The sequence below is a fragment of the Cupriavidus sp. KB_39 genome (genome assembly GCF_052114485.1).
GTDB lineage: Bacteria > Pseudomonadota > Gammaproteobacteria > Burkholderiales > Burkholderiaceae > Cupriavidus.
Window position 1 is genome coordinate 52,272 of sequence record NZ_JBFREV010000013.1, and the last position, 16,132, is coordinate 68,403.

13 protein-coding genes are annotated in these 16,132 nt (G+C 68.0%); 8 read left to right on the forward strand and 5 right to left on the reverse strand.

Going from position 1 to position 16,132, the window contains the following annotated elements; all coding sequences use genetic code 11:
- Position 1: 1 nt before the first annotated feature.
- The gene (locus tag AB4Z27_RS12325; protein ID WP_092293848.1) at positions 2 to 1,297 is read left to right on the forward strand and encodes an oligosaccharide flippase family protein; all 1,296 of its coding nucleotides are present in this window, start codon (positions 2 to 4) and stop codon (positions 1,295 to 1,297) included.
- Between the two features lie 36 nt (positions 1,298 to 1,333).
- Positions 1,334 to 2,221, forward strand: coding sequence for a glucose-1-phosphate thymidylyltransferase RfbA (rfbA, locus tag AB4Z27_RS12330; RefSeq protein ID WP_092293846.1), 888 nt, complete (start codon positions 1,334 to 1,336; stop codon positions 2,219 to 2,221).
- 22 nt (positions 2,222 to 2,243) lie between these two features.
- On the opposite strand, the gene AB4Z27_RS12335 is transcribed toward rfbA, so the two are convergent.
- The 3 genes from AB4Z27_RS12335 to AB4Z27_RS12345 all read right to left on the reverse strand — a co-directional run bounded on the left by AB4Z27_RS12335 (position 2,244) and on the right by AB4Z27_RS12345 (position 7,541).
- Positions 2,244 to 3,494, reverse strand: a complete 1,251-nt coding sequence (locus AB4Z27_RS12335; RefSeq protein WP_441591275.1) for a right-handed parallel beta-helix repeat-containing protein — start codon at positions 3,492 to 3,494, stop codon at positions 2,244 to 2,246.
- Between the two features lie 211 nt (positions 3,495 to 3,705).
- Positions 3,706 to 6,750, reverse strand: a complete 3,045-nt coding sequence (locus AB4Z27_RS12340) for an FAD-binding and (Fe-S)-binding domain-containing protein (RefSeq protein WP_092293842.1) — start codon at positions 6,748 to 6,750, stop codon at positions 3,706 to 3,708.
- A gap of 98 nt (positions 6,751 to 6,848) precedes the next feature.
- Positions 6,849 to 7,541: a GntR family transcriptional regulator gene (locus AB4Z27_RS12345; RefSeq protein WP_092293840.1), complete on the reverse strand. Its 693-nt coding sequence runs from the start codon at positions 7,539 to 7,541 to the stop codon at positions 6,849 to 6,851.
- Positions 7,542 to 7,791: 250 nt separating this feature from the next.
- Here AB4Z27_RS12345 and AB4Z27_RS12350 point away from each other — a divergent pair, with 250 nt between their 5' ends.
- The 4 genes from AB4Z27_RS12350 to AB4Z27_RS12365 all read left to right on the forward strand — a co-directional run bounded on the left by AB4Z27_RS12350 (position 7,792) and on the right by AB4Z27_RS12365 (position 12,421).
- The gene (locus tag AB4Z27_RS12350) at positions 7,792 to 8,997 is read left to right on the forward strand and encodes a pyridoxal-phosphate-dependent aminotransferase family protein (protein WP_092293838.1); all 1,206 of its coding nucleotides are present in this window, start codon (positions 7,792 to 7,794) and stop codon (positions 8,995 to 8,997) included.
- 115 nt (positions 8,998 to 9,112) lie between these two features.
- Positions 9,113 to 10,126, forward strand: coding sequence for a Bug family tripartite tricarboxylate transporter substrate binding protein (locus tag AB4Z27_RS12355; protein ID WP_092293836.1), 1,014 nt, complete (start codon positions 9,113 to 9,115; stop codon positions 10,124 to 10,126).
- A 269-nt stretch (positions 10,127 to 10,395) separates the two neighbouring features.
- A complete protein-coding gene (locus tag AB4Z27_RS12360) occupies positions 10,396 to 10,902 on the forward strand; it encodes a tripartite tricarboxylate transporter TctB family protein (RefSeq protein ID WP_092293834.1) in 507 nt (168 codons plus the stop codon).
- Positions 10,903 to 10,912: 10 nt separating this feature from the next.
- Positions 10,913 to 12,421 carry a tripartite tricarboxylate transporter permease gene (locus tag AB4Z27_RS12365; protein ID WP_092293832.1) on the forward strand — a complete coding sequence of 503 codons (1,509 nt, stop codon included), beginning with the start codon at positions 10,913 to 10,915 and terminating at the stop codon, positions 12,419 to 12,421.
- Positions 12,422 to 12,434: 13 nt separating this feature from the next.
- Here AB4Z27_RS12365 and trhA read toward each other — a convergent pair whose 3' ends face one another.
- Together trhA and AB4Z27_RS12375 are read right to left on the reverse strand one after the other, a co-directional pair.
- A complete protein-coding gene (gene trhA / locus AB4Z27_RS12370; protein ID WP_092293830.1) occupies positions 12,435 to 13,052 on the reverse strand; it encodes a PAQR family membrane homeostasis protein TrhA in 618 nt (205 codons plus the stop codon).
- Between the two features lie 147 nt (positions 13,053 to 13,199).
- The gene (locus AB4Z27_RS12375; RefSeq protein ID WP_441591278.1) at positions 13,200 to 13,898 is read right to left on the reverse strand and encodes a dienelactone hydrolase family protein; all 699 of its coding nucleotides are present in this window, start codon (positions 13,896 to 13,898) and stop codon (positions 13,200 to 13,202) included.
- A gap of 193 nt (positions 13,899 to 14,091) precedes the next feature.
- Here AB4Z27_RS12375 and AB4Z27_RS12380 point away from each other — a divergent pair, with 193 nt between their 5' ends.
- Complete coding sequence (locus AB4Z27_RS12380; RefSeq protein ID WP_092293826.1) at positions 14,092 to 14,919, forward strand: alpha/beta fold hydrolase; 828 nt, start codon at positions 14,092 to 14,094, stop codon at positions 14,917 to 14,919.
- Between the two features lie 185 nt (positions 14,920 to 15,104).
- Positions 15,105 to 16,103 (forward strand): Bug family tripartite tricarboxylate transporter substrate binding protein, encoded by a 999-nt coding sequence (locus AB4Z27_RS12385; RefSeq protein WP_092293824.1) that lies wholly within the window; start codon positions 15,105 to 15,107, stop codon positions 16,101 to 16,103.
- Positions 16,104 to 16,132 lie beyond the last annotated feature (29 nt).

Consider the following 16,132-nt stretch of genomic DNA (forward strand, 5'->3'; position numbering starts at 1 on the left):
CATGCCGACCTCCATCCGCGCCACCGCGACCTATCTCCTGCTGATACAGGCCGGCAACTACCTGTTCCCGCTGCTCCTGCTGCCGCTGCTCGGAAGGGTGCTCGGGGTGAAGGAGTTCGGCGTGCTGGCCTACTGCCAGGCGCTGGCGCAGTACCTGATCCTGCTGACCGACTACGGCCACAATCTCACCGCCACGCGGCTGGTGTCGTTGGGGCGGGACGACCGCACGGTGGTCGACCGCGTGTTCTCGGCCACGATGGCCGCCAAGCTGACCCTGACGCTGGCCGCCGCGCTGCTGATGGCCGGCACGCTCGGGCTGGTGCCGAGCCTGCGCGAGCACTGGACCATCCTCGCGGCGGCCTTCGTCGGCGTGGTGGCCAACGCCTTCACGCCGATCTGGCTGTACCAGGGGCTGGAGCGCATGAAGGTGCTGGTGGTGCCGAATTGCATCGCCCGCGCGGTCAGCCTGGGGTGCGTGCTGATGTGGGTGCGCGGGCCGGGGGACGCCGCACTGGCGGCACTGGGCATTAGCGTTGGCACGGTGCTGCTGGCGGTGGCGGCGCTGTGGGGCATCCACCGGCAGCGGCTGGCGTCGCTGGTGGCCGTGTCGGTGCGCGAGGTGGCCATCTCGTTCCGCGAAGGCTTCCCGGTGTTTCTCTCGCTGGTGCTGGTGAGCTTCTACGTCACCTTCAACGCCATCCTGCTCAACTACTTCCACGGGCCGGTGGCGGTGGGGCAGTTCTCCATGGCGGACAAGATCCGCGTGGCGGCCCAGACCATCTTCACGGTGGTGGGCACGGCCTTCTTCCCGCGCATCAGCCAGTACAACGTCACGGACCCGGAGGCGGCGCGCGCCCTGCTGCGCAAGGCGACGCTGGCGGTGTTTGCCTGCGCCGGCGCGCTGGCCATCGGCATCGAGCTGTTTGCCGATGTCGGCATCCGCATGTGGCTGGGCGAGCCGTTCCACGACGCCATCCTGCTGCTGCGCCTGGAGGGCGTGCTGCTGCCGGTGACCAGCGTGGCCTTCGTCTTCGGCAACCTGGGCCTGCTGGCGCTGGGCCGCCACCGGCTGGTGCAGAACATCTACGCCGCCGTGACCGTGCTCCACCTGCTCTACGTGGTGCCGCTGGTGATGCTGATGGGCGCCCGGGGCACGGTGATCTCGATCATCCTGACCGAGGTGTTCGGCGCGCTGGCCTTCTTCATCTGCTACCGGCGCGAGGCGACTGCCCGCGCCACGGCCCGGGGCGTGGACCCTGTGGCGCCCATTCCCGCACCGCTTGAAAGAGCGACCTGAACAGACTTCACCACCATCGACCTGGGAGATTCAGACATGAACCGCAAAGGCATCATCCTGGCCGGTGGGTCCGGCACGCGGCTGTACCCGATCACGCAGTGCGTGTCCAAGCAACTGCTGCCGGTCTATGACAAGCCGATGATCTACTACCCGCTCTCCACGCTGATGACGGCGGGCATCCGCGAGATCCTGGTCATCTCCACGCCGCAGGACCTGCCGCGCTTCGCCACCATGCTGGGCGACGGCAGCCAGTGGGGGCTGGACATCCAGTACGCGGAGCAGCCCTCGCCGGACGGGCTGGCGCAGGCCTTCATCATTGGCCGGGACTTCGTCGGCAAGCACCCTTCGGCGCTGATCCTCGGGGACAACATCTTCCACGGCAACGACCTCGCCCGGCTGCTGGCGCGCACCAACCGGCGCGAGGAAGGCGCCACCGTGTTCGCCTATCACGTGGACGACCCGGAGCGCTACGGCGTGGTGGAGTTCGACGAGGACTTCCGCGCGCTGTCGATCGAGGAAAAGCCGGCCGTCCCGCGCTCCAGCTACGCGGTGACCGGGCTGTACTTCTATGACAACGCGGTGTGCGACATCGCGGCGGACATCCGGCCCTCGGCGCGCGGCGAGCTGGAGATCACCGATGTCAACTCGCGCTACCTGGAAGCCGGTAAGCTCGCCGTGGACATCATGGGGCGCGGCTACGCGTGGCTGGACACCGGCACGCACGACTCGCTGGTGGAGGCGGCGCTGCTGGTCTCGACGCTTCAGAAGCGGCAGGGCCTGATGGTGGCCTGCCCGGAGGAAATCGCCTACCGGCGCCGCTGGATCGATGCCGAGCAGCTCGGCCGGCTGGCCAAGCCGCTGGGCAAGAGCCACTATGGCAAGTACCTCCAACGGCTGATCGCCGAGACGCCGCGCGTGCGGTGAGTCCGCTACGTCCGAGGAGGGCTCATTGCTGCCGCAGCGCCGTGCGCACCTGCGGCATCCGGGTCCGGTCCGCGCCCGACACCTGCGGCGCGCCGGTCCCGTTGCAGCCGGTCAGGGCGATGCCAGTGCCGTCCAGCGTGTTGCCGTCGCAGGTCCAGGCGTCCGTCGGGCAGTTGCGCACCTGGAGGGACAGCGCCGCGCCGCCAATCGTCACGAACCGGTTGCGCGAGACCCGCACGTTGCAGACATTGCCGACCGCCCGGAAGCCATCGTAAGTGGCGCGCGTGACCTGGTTGCCCGCCACCAGCACCCGCGCGACGCTGCCCGTCCCCGTATTGATGTCGATGGCCGCATGGCCCGCCGCCAGCCGGTTGTTGCCCGGCTGCGTGGCGTTCTCGATATCCGAGATCATGTTGTCCGTCACCTGCACATTGGTCACGCCTGCCGTGCGGTAGCCGTCCTCCTGCGCGATGAGCACCGCCGCCGCCTTCTGCACCCCTTCGATCCAGTTGTTGGCCAGGGTCACGTCGGTGCCGCCGACGATGGACGCACCGCGCCCCCAGGCGTTGCCGGCCAGGTAGTTGGCGCTGACGAGGATGTTCTGGTTGATCGTGCCGTCGCGCTGGTAGCTGACGATGCCGATCATGTCGTCGCCGGTGGCGGTGACGGAGTTGTCCTGCACGAGCACGTCGCGCGAGCCGCCGGTGATGTGGATGCCATCGGCCAGCGTGCCGTTGACCTTGTTGCCGACCAGCGCGATGCTGTTGCCGCGCGAGACGAAGATGCCGGCGCTCGCCCCGCCACGGATGGTGACGTCGAGCACCTGGATGCCGTAGCCGTCCACGGAGACCTTGGCGGAGGTGGACGATTCGAGCCGCTGCGTGCCGGTGCCGACCAGCGTGACGCCGACCAGCGTGGCGTTGCGGCCGGTGATCTCCACCGCCTGCGCGTCCGGGCTGGTGGCGGTGAGCGTGGCGCCGTAGCCGGACACCACGACCTGCTCGCCACGGATGGCCAGCACGTTCCCCACGCGATAGTTGCCCGGCGCCAGCACGAGGCGCTGGCCCGGCTGCAGGCTATCCAGGGCCGCCTGCAGGGCAGCGGCCTGGTCGGCCCCGCCGGCTATCGGCTGGACCGCCACATCGGTTGTGGCGCCGACCGCGTCGATCGAGCCGCCCGGCGCCTTGCGGCTGCCAAGCCACAGCACGAGCGCCGCCAGCGCCACCGCTGTCAGTACGCTGGCCGCAGCGCCCTTGCGCTGGCGCCCCGTCATGTCGCCCGGCCTGCCGGGGCATCAGGCGAGACCTCCAACTCGATTGCGATAGTGCCCATGGCTTTGGTTCTCCGTCCACTCTCCGTCCAGACCGCTGGTTCGCCGTTGCATCATAGGCGCTGCGCTGGCCCGGGCCGGCCGCTTTGTCCGCCAGGACCGGGAACTTGGCGGATTTGGACGGAGAATCTGTTGCGTGGGCGTTGGGTGTGCGCTATCCGGCTGCCGTTGCCGCCGTCGCCATGGCCCGCTCCAGCACCCGCGCCACGTGCAGCGCCTCCCGGCCTGCACCATCGTGGATCTGATGTCGGCAACTCGTCCCATCGGCCACCACGAGAGTGTCGCCATCGGCCTTGCGCACCGCCGGCAGCAGCGACAGCTCGGCCATCTTCATCGAGGCCTCGTGATGCTCGGCCTCGTAGCCGAAGCTGCCGGCCATGCCGCAGCACGACGACTCCACCAGCTCGGTCTTCAAGCCCGGAATCCAGCCGAGCACCTGTTCCACGGGGCGTACGGCATCGAACGCCTTCTGGTGGCAGTGGCCGTGCAGCAGGGCCCGGGCCGTGCCGATGGGCTGGAGCGATGGGGCGAAGCGGCCGGCGGCGTGCTCGCGGACCAGGAATTCCTCGAACAGGAACGCGTTGTCCGCCAGTTGGCGCGCGGCGTCACCGTAGCCGTACTGGAGGAATTCGTCGCGCATCGACAGTAAACAAGACGGTTCGAGCCCCACCACGGCCACGCCGCGCGCGACGAAGGGCAGCAGCACGTCGAGCGCGCGCCGGGCCTCGGCCTTGGCTTCATCGACCAGACCTGCCGCCAGGAAGGTCCGGCCACAGCACAGCGGGCGCTCGCCCGGCACCGCCGACAGGTGCACGGTGTAGCCGGCCCCTTCGAGCACGCGCTGGGCCGCGCGGGCGTTCTCGGGCTCCATATGGTTGTTGAAGGTATCGACGAACAGCACCACCTCCTTGCCGCCCGCCGCCTTCGGCGTGTAGTCGCCCCCAAGGAAAGCCGCCTGCCAGCGCGGCAGCGAGCGCCGGGCGGACAGGCCGAACAGGCGCTCGCTCAGCGCCGGCAGTCCCGGCACGCGGTCACGCAGGTTGAACAGCCACGGCAGGCGGCTGGCCAGCCCGGCGTAGCGCGGCAGGAAGGCGACCATGCGGTCGCGCGCGCGCAGCTTGCCGGCCTTGGCGTGGGCGGCGCGGACTTCGATCTTCATCTTGGCCATGTCGATGCCGGTGGGGCAGTCGCGCTTGCAGCCCTTGCAGGAGACGCACAGGTCGAGGGCCTCCTTGACCGCTGGCTCCAGCAGCCCCTCCGGGCCGAGCTGGCCAGACAGCGCCAGCCGCAGCGTGTTGGCGCGGCCACGGGTCAGGTGCTGCTCGTCTCGCGTGACGCGGTAGCTCGGGCACATCGTGCCGGCGTCGAACTTGCGGCAGTGGCCGTTGTTGTTGCACATCTCCACGGCCGCCGCCAGCCCGCGCGCGGGGTCCAGCCCGGTGCCGGGCGTGCTCTCGGCCTCGGTCACCGGGTCGCGCGTGACGTTCCACGCCGACCAGTCGAGCGCCGGGGTGATCGGCTTGACCGTATAGCTGGGCGGGAAGCGGAACAGCGCGGTGTCGTCCATCTTCGGCGTGCCGACGATCTTGCCGGGGTTGCAGCGGTTTTCGGGGTCGAACAGCGCCTTGACCTCGGCGAAGGCCTGGTTCAGCGCGGGGCCGAACTGCCACGCCACCCATTCGCCCCGGCAGATGCCGTCGCCATGCTCGCCCGAATAGGCGCCCTTGTATTCGCGGACCATCGCGGCGGCTTCCTCGGCAATCGCCCGCATCTTGGTGGCGCCGTCGCGGCGCATGTCGAGGATGGGGCGCACATGCAGCGTGCCGACGCTGGCGTGGGCGTACCACGTGCCGCGCGTGCCGTGCTTGTGGAAGACCTCGGTCAGCCGGGAGGTGTACGCGGCCAGATGCTCCAGCGGCACTGCGCAGTCCTCGATGAAGGACACCGGCTTGCCGTCGCCCTTCATGCTCATCATGATGTTCAGGCCGGCCTTGCGCACTTCCCACAGCGCCTTTTGCGGGCCGGCATCCGGCATCTCCACCACCGAGCCGGGCAGCCCCAGGTCGGCCATCAGCTCCACCAGCCGGGCCAGGCCGCGCACCGTGGTCTCGCGGTCTTCGCCAGCGAATTCCACCAGCAGGATGGCCTCGGGCTCGCCCACCAGCGCGCGCTCGATCACCGGGCGGAAGGCCGGGTTGTGGCGCGCGAGGTCGATCATGGTCCGGTCGACCAGCTCCACCGCCGCCGGCTGCAGGCCGACGATATGGCGGGTGAGTTCCATCGACTGGTAGAAGGTCGGGAAATTCACCACGCCGAGCGTCTTGTGCGTGGGCAGCGGCGCCAGTTGCAGCGTCAGGTGCCGGAAATAGGCCAGCGTGCCCTCCGAGCCGACCAGCAGGTGGGCGAGGTTGACGCTGCCGTCGGCAGTGTAGGGGCGTTCGTTCTGGGGATGGAACAGGTCGAGGTTGTAGCCGCCCACGCGCCGCAGTACGTGCGGGTACATCTCGGCGATGGCGTCGCGCTCCCGCTCGGCGATGCGCCGCACGCCATCGGCGATGGCGCGGTGCGGGGCGCCGTCCGCCGGCCAGCCGGCGTCGAAGCGCACGTCCTCGCCGCCGGCCAGGATCGCCTGGATGCCCAGCACGTTGTGCACCATGTTGCCGTACTGGATCGAGCGTGACCCGCACGAGTTGTTGCCGGCCATGCCGCCGATCGTGCACTGCGCCGCCGTGGAGACGTCCACCGGGAACCAGAGCCCGTGCGGCTTGAGCCAGGCGTTGAGGTGGTCGAGCACGATGCCGGGCTGCACAGTCACCGTGCGCGCCACCGGGTCGAAGTCGATCACCTGGTTCAGGAACTTGCTGTTGTCGATGACCAGCGCCTCGCCCACGGTTTGGCCGCACTGGCTGGTGCCGCCGCCACGCGGCAGCAGGGGCGCCTTGAAGTCGCGGGCGATGTCCAGCGCCAGCCGGGCGTCGGCTTCGTCGCGCGGCACGACCACGCCAATCGGCATGACCTGATAGATCGAGGCGTCTGTGGCGTAGCGGCCACGGCTGGCGGTGTCGAACAGCACGTCGCCGCGCAGCTCGGCGGCGAGCCGCCGGTACAGCGGCGACTGCGTGGCGGGTGACGATGCGGCGCCGGGCATGAAGCGCAGCGGCTGCACGCCGGGCGGCGTGGGGGTGGTAGGCAGGGCCATGGGCGGGGATGTCTCCGTGTGCATGCACTGGAGACGCCGTCGCCCTGGCCCGTGGCGCGCCGGCCTGCCGTCCGGAGACGGCGCGGCGCGCGCGGGGGTCAGGCGGCGGCGTCCTGTGCGCGTTCTAGTTCGGCGATCAGCGCGTCGTGCTTGTGTTGCAGGTGCGCGCGCAGGATGTCTCGCAGGGCGGCGCCGTCGCGCTTCGCCAGGGCATCGAGCATGGCGCCGTGCTCGCGCACGGCCAGATCCCATTTGTCCTGGTCGAAGTTGGAGCGGAAGCGCAGCGCCTGGATACGCAGGTTGATGCGTCGATAGGTCTCCTCGAGGATCGGATTGCGCGCCGCGGCGTTGATGGCATCGTGGATGCGCCGGTTCAGCGCGTAGTAATTAGGGAGGTCCCGGCGCGCGTGGCACGCCAGCATCTCGTAGTGCATGGCACGGATCTCGACCAGCTCGGCGTCGGTGATGCGCTGGCAGGCCAGCTCGCCGCTGGTGGCTTCCAGCGCGCCCATCATCTCGAACAGGTGGTCGATCGCTTCCTTGGACAGCACCACCACCTCGGCGCCCCGGTTTGGCAGCAGAGTGACCAGACCGTCACCCGCGAGCACCTTGAAGGCTTCCCGCAGCGGCGTGCGCGAAACCTGGAGCAGGTCGCACAGCACGCGCTCATTGAGCCGGGTGCCCGGCGCCAGCTCGCCTTCCATGATCATGGTGCGCAGGCGCTGGGCCACCGCCACATGCAGGATCTGGCGGTCTACGGCTTGCGAGGGAGTGGTCGGATTGGCGGTCATCAGGGATCGTGTGGCTTGACAGTATTGTATTCAAAACCTACTCTGGGGCAAGCACGAACTGCATTCCGGTGTCGTTGGCCACGCCCGGAACAGCGCGACGAACGGTCTGAAATCCTGATAAGTACTGATTTATAAGGACTTTTTGCGGAATGCGAGGCGCTTGCGCCGGGCAACATTATCCCGCATGCCGGGCGCGCAGTGCATCCCCGATTTTTGAATACAAAATTCAAACCGAAGAACACGAGGCGACATGATCCGACTGAACTCCCATCCCAGCGGCCGGCACTTCCTGCAGATCCCGGGTCCGACCAACGTGCCCGACCGCGTGCTGCGCGCAATGGACTACCCGACCATCGACCACCGCGGCCCCGAGTTCCAGCAACTCGGCAAGAAGGTGCTGGCGGACATCCGCAAGATCTTCCAGACCGCCCAGCCGGTTGTGATCTATCCGGCATCCGGTACGGGCGCATGGGAAGCGGCGCTGGTGAATACGCTCTCCGCCGGCGACCGCGTGCTGATGTTCGAGACCGGCCACTTCGCCTCGCTGTGGAAGAAGATGGCCGACAAGCTCGGCCTGAATCCGGAATTCCTGGTGGGCGACTGGCGCCACGGCGTGGACGCCGCCGCCATCGGCGCGCGGCTGGCCGAGGACCGCAGCCACGAGATCAAGGCGGTCTGCGTGGTCCATAACGAGACCTCCACCGGCGTGACCTCCGACATCGCCGCCGTGCGCCGTGCGATCGATGCGGCCGGCCACCCCGCGCTGCTGCTGGTGGACACCATCTCCTCGCTGGGCTCGATCGACTATCGCCACGACGAGTGGGGCGTGGACGTGACCGTCTCCGGCTCGCAGAAGGGGCTGATGCTGCCGCCGGGCCTGTCGTTCAACGCGGTCAGCGCCAAGGCCGTGGCGGCGTCGGCCAGGTCCAAGCTGCCGAAGGCGTTCTGGGGCTGGGAAGAGATCATCGAAGCCAACAAGAATGGCTTCTGGCCGTACACCCCGGCCACGAACCTGCTCTACGGGCTGTCCGAGGCGTGCGACATGCTCCAGGAAGAGGGCCTGCAGAACGTGTTCGCGCGCCATCGCCGCCATGCCGAGGCCACGCGCGCCTGCGTGAACGCCTGGGGGCTGGAGATCCTGTGCCAGAACCCGGCCGAGTACAGCCCGGCGCTGACCGCCGTGGTCATGCCGGACGGCCACAACGCCGACGCGCTGCGCAAGGTGGTGCTGGAGAACTTCAATATGTCGCTGGGGCAGGGGCTGTCCAAGCTCTCCGGCAAGGTCTTCCGCATCGGCCATCTTGGCGATTTCAACGACCTGACGCTGATGGGCACCCTCGCCGGCGTGGAGATGGGCCTGGCGCTGGCCGGCGTGCCGCACCATGCGGGCGGCGTGCTGGCGGCGATGGAAAGCCTGCGCGCGGCCGCGCTGAAGCCGGCGCTGCGCGCCGCTTGATCCGGTCACCATCGACGTAGAAGAAAAAGACGGACCGCCCGGGATTCCCGGGACGGCCCGGCCGTACCGCCGATGCGCCAGCAGAGCGCACGGATCACACCAAAGGAGACAGACCATGACGTTGCGTTCCCCCGCACGCGCCGCCGCGCGTGCTTCGCTGCTCGGTATTGCCCTCAGTGTTTCATTTGCCGCTCCCGCGTTTGCCTGGGAGCCCACCAAGCCCGTCGAAATCGTGGTGCCGTTCAGTGCCGGCGGCGCCTCCGACCAGATGGCGCGCTCGATCCAGGGCATCATCGCCAAGCACAAGCTGATGGGCCAGCCGGTCATCGTGGTGAACAAGGCTGGCGCCAGCGGCGCCGAGGGCCTGATGGACACCAAGGCGTCCAAGGGCGACCCGCACAAGCTGCTGGTGACCTCGTCCGCGCTCTATACCGTGCCGATGGTCAGCCAGTTGCCGTTCAACTGGCGCGACCTGACCCCGGTGGCCATGGTGGCGATGGACGAATTCGTGCTGTGGACCAACGCCGAAGCGCCCTACAAGACCCCGACCGACTACATCGCCGAAGCCAAGAAGCAGCCCGGCAAGCTCAAGATGGGCGGCACCAGTTCCAAGCGCGAGGACCAGATCATCACCGCGCAGATGGAGCGCAAGGCCGGCGTGCGCTTCATCTACATCCCGTACAAGGGCGGCGGCGAGGCCGCTACGCAGCTTTCGGGCAAGCACATCGACTCCAACGTGAACAACCCGTCCGAATCGATCGGCCAGTGGCGCGCCGGCGAGCACCGCGCGCTGTGCGTGTTCGCGCCGTCGCGCATGCAGTACACGGGCAAGGTCACGGCCACGCAGAGCTGGGGCGATATCCCCACGTGCAAGGAAGCCGGGCTGGACGTGCAATACCAGATGCTGCGCGTGTTCATGCTGCCGGGCGGCGTCACGCCGGACCAGCAGAAGTACTACGTCGAGCTGATGCAGAAGGTGGCCGCCACGCCCGAGTGGAACGAGTACCTCGAAAAGAACGCGCTCAAGAACGAGTTCCTGACCGGCACCAAGCTGACCGAGTTCCTCCAGGCGGACGAGACCCGCCACAAGGACATCATCAAGGAAGCGGGCTTCGTGGCAGCACGGTGATGGTTTGCTCCCCTCTCCCGCGAGAAAGTGCGGTTCGGGGGGGCGGGTTGCTCCCCTCTCCCGCTTGCGGGAGAGGGGCCGGGGGAGAGGGGCGGCGCTGGCCGGAGCTGTAGCGCTGGAGCGCACCGACGGCTTCATCGATTGTGGCTCGGTGCTAGACCACCCCTCTCCCCGGCCCTCTCCCACTGAGGGGAGAGGGAGAAACCGCGGCACGGAATGATCCACTTGGGCGTCGCTGGTGGCGTCGCCCTTTCAATTGGGAGGTTCTAATGAGCGAGCATACCGACGCCACGGCCGCGCCGGCGGCCATCACGGTGCGCACGGCGGAGATCGCCGTGGCGCTGCTGATCGCCGCCGGCGCGGTCGTAGTCATGGTCAGCAATTATCAGATCGGCGCGGGCTGGGCGCCGGACGGCCCGCAGGCCGGCTACTTCCCGCTGCGCATCGGGGCCATCATCTTCGTGGCCTGCCTGGCCGTGTTGTGGCAGGCGTGGCGCACCGCGTCCGACGCCACCTTCGTCACCTGGCCGCAGCTGCGCCAGGTGGCGGTGATCCTGGTGCCGCTGACGATCTACATCGCGCTGATCAAGTTCCTCGGCATCTATGTGGCCAGCGCCATCTTCATCGCCGGCTTCATGCGGGTCATCGGCAAGTTTGCCTGGTGGCGTGCCGTGCTGACCGGCGTTGCCATCAACGCCGCGCTGTTCTGGATCTTCGAGATGCAGTTCCGCGTGCCACTGCCGAAGGGCCCGCTCGAAGCGGCGTTCGGTTTCTGAGGGGGCGGGCGTGGAAGAACTCAATTCACTGATGGGCGGCTTCGCGGTCGCCATGTCGTGGCACAACGTCGGGCTGATGCTGGTCGGCATCCTGCTCGGCATCGTCGTGGGCGTGCTGCCCGGGCTGGGCGGCCCCAACGGCGTGGCCATCCTGCTGCCGCTGACGTTCTCGATGGAGCCGACCTCGGCCATCATCATGCTGTCCTGCATCTACTGGGGCGCGCTGTTCGGCGGGGCGATCACCTCGATCCTGTTCAACATCCCCGGCGAAGCCTGGTCCGTGGCGACCACCTTCGACGGCTACCCGATGGCCCAGCAGGGCGAGGCCGGGCGAGCGCTGACCTCGGCCTTCACGGGCTCGTTCCTCGGCGCGCTGGCGGGTGTGCTGTTGATCACATTCCTGGCGCCGCTGGTGGCCAAGTTCGCGCTGCGCTTCGGGCCACCGGAATTCTTCGCGGTGTACTTCCTCACGTTCTGCAGCTTCGTCGGCATGGGCAAGGAAGCCAAGGCCAAGATCGTGATCGCGATGTGCATGGGCTTTGCGCTGGCGGCGGTGGGCATGGATACCGTCTCGGGCACGCTGCGCATGACCTTCGGCTCCACCGAGCTGCTGCGCGGGTTCGACTTCCTGGTCGCCGTGATCGGCCTGTTCGGCATCAGCGAGATCCTGATCACGATGGAGGAGGGCGTGGCCTTCCGCGGCAAGCGCGCCAGCATCGACCTCAAGGTGGTGCTCAAGACCTGGGCCGAGCTGCCGCGTTACTGGATGACGCTGATCCGCTCGTCGGTGATTGGCTGCTGGCTGGGCGTGACGCCGGGCGGCGCCACGGCGGCGTCATTCATGGGCTACGGCGTGGCCAAGCGCTTCTCGCGCAACCGCGAGAGCTTCGGGCGCGGCAATGTGGAAGGGGTGATCGCGCCGGAATGCGCGGCGCACGCGGCCGGCACCAGCGCACTGCTGCCGATGCTGGCGCTGGGCATTCCCGGCTCCGCCACGGCCGCCGTGCTGCTGGGCGGCCTGATGATCTGGGGCCTGCAGCCGGGGCCGCTGCTGTTCACCGAGCAGAAGACCTTCGTCTGGGGGCTGATCGCCAGCATGTACCTGGGCAACATCGCCGGGCTGATCGTGGTGCTTTCCACGGTGCCGCTGTTCGCCGCCATCCTGCGCATTCCGTTCGCGATCATCGCGCCGCTGATCCTCGTGGTGTGCGCCATCGGCGCCTTCACGGTGCACAACGCCATGTTCGACGTCTGGCTGATGCTGATTTTCGGCGTGATCGGCTACGTGCTGAAGAAGCTCGACTACCCGCTGGCGCCGCTGGTGCTGGCGCTGGTACTGGGCGACCGCGCCGAGGATTCGTTCCGGCAGACCATGCTGATGTCCCAGGGCCAGATGGACGTGTTCTGGTCCAACGGCCTGGTCGGCACGATCATGGCGCTGGCCGTGGCGGTGCTGGTGTGGCCGGTGATCGGCGGGCTGGTGGAAAAGGGCCGGCGCCGGAAGGTGCAGCCGACTTGATCGGCCAACATCGTCAGCCGACGTAGTAGAGGATGCTGACGAACTGGCAGAAGCTGCCCGCCAGGACGAAAAGGTGCCAGATGCCGTGGAAGTGGCGCACGCGTTCGTCGAACAGGAAGAAGCCGATGCCGGCGGTATAGGTGGCGCCGCCGGCCACCAGCCAGTACAGGCCGGCGCGCGGCAGGGCGGCGGTGAGCGGGTCGAACGCGAAGACTACCAGCCAGCCCATGATCACGTAGATCGACAGGGACAGGATGCGCGTGCGGTGGCCGATCCACAGTTCCTGGATGATGCCGATGACCGCGAGGCCCCAGTTGACGCCGAACAGCGTCCAGCCCCAGGGGCCGCGCAGCGTGACCAGCGCGAACGGTGTGTAGCTGCCGGCGATGAGCAGGTAGATGGCGCAGTAGTCGAGCCGGCGGAAGATGTCCTTCGCCGGGCCGCGGATGCTGTGGTAGACCGTGGAGATGGTGTAGAGCAGGACCAGCGTGGTGCCGTAGACCACCGAGCTGACCACCTTCCAGGCATCGTGGTGCAGGGCCGAGGAAGTGACGAGCACTGCCATGCCGGCGGCCGCCAGGACCGCCCCCGCGAGGTGGCTGTAGCCGTTGAACCGTTCGCCGCGATACATCCCCGAAGCTCCGTTTCCGCGTTGGACCAGCCGGCATTTTGGCATGGATCAAGCGGGGGGATGTTGCGTCGCCGCAAATCGGACTAGTACGAAACGCCCTTTTTTCTCCCCGCTCCGGCTGGCGGCTGCGGGGAGAAACCCATCCCGTTACTTCATCGCCTGGAAGAATTTCAGCGTCCGGGCGTTGGCCTCCTGTGCTGCATCCGCCACGTAGTGCACGCCATCATTGCGGGCGAAGGCATGCTGGCAGCCCGGGTAGGTGTGGATCTCCACGTGCGGGCTGTCTTCCAGCGTCTCGATGATCTTGGCGCGGGCCTCGGCCGGCACGAATTCGTCTTCCTCGGCGATATGCATCAGCAGCGGCTTGGCGATACGGGGCGCCTCGTCCAGGTGCTTGTCGATGCCGACGCCGTAGTACGACACCGCCGCATCGGCCCCGGTGCGCGCGGCCGTCAGGTAGGCCAGCAGCCCGCCCAGGCAGAAGCCGACCGTGCCCACGCCGCCGGTCACGCCCGGCTGCTGGCGCACGGCCTGGATGGCCGCGTCGATGTCCGCCACGCCCTTGTCCACGTTGAAGCCGTTGTACAACTCCAGCGCGCGCTTCCACTCGGCCTCGGTCTTGTCGGTCAGCTCGACATTGGGTTCCTGGCGCCAGTACAGGTCGGGGCAGATCGCCACGAAGCCTTCGCGCGCGAAGTTGTCGCAGGTCTCGCGCATGTCGGCGTTGATGCCGAAGATTTCCTGGATGACCACGATGGCCGTGCCGCGCGCGTTGGCGGCGTCCGGCGTGGCGAGGTAGGCGGCGAAACTGCCGTCCGGTACGGAAAGGGTGATGCGCTGGCCCATGGTTGTCTCCGGTGGTCGTGGGGGGATAGGTCCGCGAAGCTTAGCAAACGCTCATCGTTCATGTGGCGTGAAATGTTGTGAAGCGCGCGTCCCACGGCTTGCGTTTGCCGCCGCCATCGCCTTTGATGAAACGTTCCCGCCTGGCAGTTCACGCTCACCCCCCCTGTCCCACCCCCTTCAAGGAGCACGCATCATGGCTTTCGCAATCGCGCAGGACGGCACGGAGATCTATTACAAGGACTGGGGGCACGGCCGCCCCATCGTGTTCTCGCACGGCTGGCCGCTCTGCGGCGACGCCTGGGACGCCCAGATGCTGTTCTTCGTGCAGCAGGGCTTCCGCGTGATCGCCCATGACCGCCGGGGCCATGGCCGCTCCGGGCAGCCGTCCGGTGGCAACGACATGGACACCTATGCCGACGACCTGGCGGCCGTGCTGGAGAAGGCCGATGTCGGACAGGCCACGCTGGTCGGCCATTCCACGGGCGGCGGCGAGGTGGCGCACTACATCGGCCGCCACGGCACGCGGCGCGTGGCGCAGGCGGTGCTGATCGGGGCGGTGCCGCCGATCATGCTGAAGACCGCCGCCAACCCGGGCGGGCTGCCCATCGACGTGTTCGACGGCATCCGCAAGGGCGTGGCCGATAACCGCTCGCAGTTCTACAAGGACCTGGCGGTGCCGTTCCACGGGTACAACCGGGAGGGCGCCAAGCCGTCGCAGGGCACCATCGACAGTTTCTGGGCGCAGGGCATGGCGGGCGGCATCAAGGGCCAGTACGAGTGCATCAAGCAGTTCTCGGAGGTGGACTACACCGAGGACCTGAAGAAGTTCGACGTGCCCACGCTGATCCTGCACGGCGAGGACGACCAGATCGTGCCGATCGACGCCGCCGGGCGGCTGTCGGCCAAGATCGTCAAGGGGGCGGTGCTGAAGACGTATCCCGGCTTCTCGCACGGCATGTGCGTGGTCAATGCCGATGTGATCAACGCCGACCTGCTGGCCTTCGTCAAACAGTCGACCTGACCGCAGGCCCGGGGGGGCAGACCGGTCGAACCATAAGAATTTTTGCGTTCATCGGTCTGAAAAGCGCTTTTTTCTGCTTTCGACAGCCGCCAGACTGTCGGCAGCAGCGCGTCCCCCGCCGTATTGCCCGAGGCCTCGCCCCTCCGCGCTGTCCCCTACCTATATAAGAAGACACCGGAGACAACATGACCCCCACCTACCGCGCCGTCCGGCGCCGCCTGCTGCTGGCCGGCCTTGCCGCGCCGCTGGCCGTCTCGATGCGCAGCGCGCTGGCTGCGTGGCCGGACAAGCCGATCCGCCTGGTGGTGCCCTATCCGCCGGGTGGGGCGACCGATGTGATCGGCCGCATCATCGCCAGCAAGCTCACCGAGGCGCTGGGCCAGCAGGTGGTGGTGGACAACCGGGGCGGGGCAGGCGGCAATATCGGCGCCGAGGCCGTCGCCAAGGCCGCGCCCGATGGCTACACCCTGCTGATGGGCGCGCTGACCTCGCACTCGACCATGGCCACGCTCGAAAAGGGCCGGCTGCGCTACGATCTCGTGAAGGATTTCGCACCGGTGATGGTGGTGGGCTCGGTGCCGCTGGTGGTGGTGGTGAACCCCAAGCTGCCGGTGCACACGCTGCAGGAACTGATCCAGTACGGCAAGGCGCATCCGGGCAAGCTGAACTATGCGTCGTCGGGCGCCGGCGCGCCGCAGCGCATGGCCGCCGAGATCTTCCGCAAGGAGGCCGGGATCGACATGGTGCACGTGCCGTATAAGGGCAGCGGCCCGGCGATGACCGACCTCGTGGCGGGGCAGGTGAACATGATGGTGGAAACCGCGCCGGCCTCGCTGCCGTTCATCAAGTCCGGACAATTGCGCGCACTGGCCGTGGCCGCGCCGGCTCGCATCTCCATGCTGCCGGACGTGCCCTCGGCCACCGAGGCCGGCATGCCCGCGCTGGACGTCAGTTCCACGTTCGGCGTGCTGGCGCCCACCGGCACCCCGCCGGCCGTGGTCGATCGGCTCAACGCCGCGCTGGCCAAGATGCTCGAGGCGCCGGACGTCAAGGAGCAGTTCCTGAAACAGGGCGTCTACGCGCTGGCGCCGACCTCCCCGGACAAGGCCGCCGACCGCCTGCGCACCGAGGTATCGCGCTGGGAGAAGGTGATTACCGATGCCCAGATCAAATCGGATGGTTGACCGCCATCGCCGATTTCCGAATTCTTTTT

Coding starts and splice junctions, on each gene's coding strand:
- AB4Z27_RS12325 (WP_092293848.1), top strand. CDS start 2: ATGCCGACCTCCATCCGCGCCACCGCGACCTATCTCCTGCTGATACAG.
- rfbA (WP_092293846.1), top strand. CDS start 1,334: ATGAACCGCAAAGGCATCATCCTGGCCGGTGGGTCCGGCACGCGGCTG.
- AB4Z27_RS12335 (WP_441591275.1), bottom strand. CDS start 3,494: ATGACGGGGCGCCAGCGCAAGGGCGCTGCGGCCAGCGTACTGACAGCG.
- AB4Z27_RS12340 (WP_092293842.1), bottom strand. CDS start 6,750: ATGGCCCTGCCTACCACCCCCACGCCGCCCGGCGTGCAGCCGCTGCGC.
- AB4Z27_RS12345 (WP_092293840.1), bottom strand. CDS start 7,541: ATGACCGCCAATCCGACCACTCCCTCGCAAGCCGTAGACCGCCAGATC.
- AB4Z27_RS12350 (WP_092293838.1), top strand. CDS start 7,792: ATGATCCGACTGAACTCCCATCCCAGCGGCCGGCACTTCCTGCAGATC.
- AB4Z27_RS12355 (WP_092293836.1), top strand. CDS start 9,113: ATGACGTTGCGTTCCCCCGCACGCGCCGCCGCGCGTGCTTCGCTGCTC.
- AB4Z27_RS12360 (WP_092293834.1), top strand. CDS start 10,396: ATGAGCGAGCATACCGACGCCACGGCCGCGCCGGCGGCCATCACGGTG.
- trhA (WP_092293830.1), bottom strand. CDS start 13,052: ATGTATCGCGGCGAACGGTTCAACGGCTACAGCCACCTCGCGGGGGCG.
- AB4Z27_RS12375 (WP_441591278.1), bottom strand. CDS start 13,898: ATGGGCCAGCGCATCACCCTTTCCGTACCGGACGGCAGTTTCGCCGCC.
- AB4Z27_RS12380 (WP_092293826.1), top strand. CDS start 14,092: ATGGCTTTCGCAATCGCGCAGGACGGCACGGAGATCTATTACAAGGAC.
- AB4Z27_RS12385 (WP_092293824.1), top strand. CDS start 15,105: ATGACCCCCACCTACCGCGCCGTCCGGCGCCGCCTGCTGCTGGCCGGC.